We start from the raw sequence: 1,066 nt of genomic DNA on the forward strand, positions 1-1,066 counted from the left end.
CTATCCACCAAAATTGTGGAAATAAAAAAACTACCCTAAAAGAGTAGCAACAGAATCATAAATTATTTTTTTTGGAATCTGAAATTCCGTGTTTAACTGCCAATCTGATGATTCCATAAAGCATAAATCCTATAAAAATATACCAAATAAAAGCTAAAAAAGTTCCCAAAGCAATACCTCCTTTTAGGTATTGTAACATATTTTACATTTTACCAAGTCAGTTATCCGACGAAATAGCAGAAAGCGAGGATGAGTATGACGGTAGGAGAATTAAGAAAACTTCTTAAATCGTATCCAGACGGAATGGATATAGGAGTAATCGATTCTAATGGAACAATAGTTTCCGCAAAGATTGTTGAAGACGGTGATGCAGAGTTAGATATCGCATATACATTTCTTGTTGTGCGTCCTGCAATTGAAGAAGAAAGCGTGGAATGAAAATGGATTGGGAAGATCGGGTTAAGGAATCTGTACGACTAAAAAATCGGGCGGATACTTTAAAAGAATTGAAAAAGTATTCTGATCGTGGCTTCAGATATGTTGTACGTGATTTAGAAGGCGAATGGCTGGTGCTTTTTTCTTTGAAACCAAAAAAATACATGGATTTAGAAATCTGGGGATACGTCAACGAGTGTGACCCTAATGCATTTCCTTGCCAAATAATCAGAAACACAGACATTACAGAAATAAACTGGAAAAACCGGAACGCAGTCTTGATTGGGGATTTTATTAAAAAAGCTTTGGAACAGGAGGAATGAATGTGAGTGAAGTGTTATATAGATTAGAACAATCAATTTTGAATGAGCCAGATAGTTTCTCCATGTATAAAGATGACTTACTTGGCTGGATTGAATTGTTGAAGGAAAAACAACCGCAACTCAACGAGAATCAGCAGATTGTGATTGATCTTGAAATGTCTGACTGTTCTGTTGAAGTTACTGGGTGGAATTATCCTGATGAACTTGACACAGAAAATCTTAGTTACCTTTTTAGCAACGTTCTAGAAAATGCTAGAGCTTTGGAACAGGAGGAAGAGTGACTGATAATTCCGCAATCGTCAGCGATA

At 36.0% G+C, this 1,066-nt stretch carries 3 protein-coding genes; all 3 read left to right on the top strand.

Annotated features, from left to right (window positions below; all coding sequences use genetic code 11):
* Positions 1 to 255: 255 nt before the first annotated feature.
* From ACYVRS_RS14720 to ACYVRS_RS14730, 3 genes are read left to right on the top strand one after another with little or no spacing between them, the layout of a single operon-like run.
* Positions 256 to 438, top strand: coding sequence for a hypothetical protein (locus ACYVRS_RS14720; RefSeq protein ID WP_325843914.1), 183 nt, complete (start codon positions 256 to 258; stop codon positions 436 to 438).
* Positions 435 to 758 (top strand): hypothetical protein, encoded by a 324-nt coding sequence (locus ACYVRS_RS14725; protein WP_461198287.1) that lies wholly within the window; start codon positions 435 to 437, stop codon positions 756 to 758. The genes ACYVRS_RS14720 and ACYVRS_RS14725 overlap by 4 nt, the downstream gene beginning before the upstream one ends.
* Positions 759 to 760: 2 nt before the next feature.
* The gene (locus tag ACYVRS_RS14730; RefSeq protein WP_461198288.1) at positions 761 to 1,039 is read left to right on the top strand and encodes a hypothetical protein; all 279 of its coding nucleotides are present in this window, start codon (positions 761 to 763) and stop codon (positions 1,037 to 1,039) included.
* Positions 1,040 to 1,066: the final 27 nt, after the last annotated feature.

It is taken from the genome of Enterococcus salsurae, from assembly GCF_054784955.1.

Excerpts from the sequence above, each read along its gene's own strand:
- ACYVRS_RS14720 (WP_325843914.1), top strand. The coding sequence starts at position 256 with ATGACGGTAGGAGAATTAAGAAAACTTCTTAAATCGTATCCAGACGGA.
- ACYVRS_RS14725 (WP_461198287.1), top strand. The coding sequence starts at position 435 with ATGAAAATGGATTGGGAAGATCGGGTTAAGGAATCTGTACGACTAAAA.